The organism is Bergeyella anatis (assembly GCF_036016955.1).
Taxonomy (GTDB): domain Bacteria; phylum Bacteroidota; class Bacteroidia; order Flavobacteriales; family Weeksellaceae; genus JAYWXI01.
In genome coordinates, this window is sequence record NZ_JAYWXI010000179.1 from 1 (window position 1) to 337 (window position 337).

1 pseudogene is annotated in these 337 nt (G+C 35.3%); it reads right to left on the reverse strand.

Annotated elements, in window-relative coordinates:
• Positions 1–337, reverse strand: a pseudogene (locus VQ048_RS12830) (type VI secretion system baseplate subunit TssF); the annotation flags it as partial.

The following is a 337-nucleotide window of genomic DNA, read 5'->3' on the forward strand; positions in this document are numbered from 1 at the left end:
TTCATCTTTAATTAACTCTAAAACATAATTTAGCAATTCTAAGGCATTTCGGCTATCAAATCGAGAAACTCCATTTCTTCTAAGCACAGCGGTAATATCATTAGCTCCATTCGATTCTTTTCTCGTGTCTAAGCGATTTCCAAAGTCATCTTTCACATAGTCCAACCCTAAAAATACACCTTCTCCTACAATCGGAAATAAGTTAAAGCTACCTTTGATTCGTTTGGTTACTTCGGTATGAATATTGTTGATTACAGGGACACAATTAATGGCTACTCGGACATTTTGGAGTATCTCTGGGGTAATTATCTCTGAAAATTCAAACTTTATCCAAGCT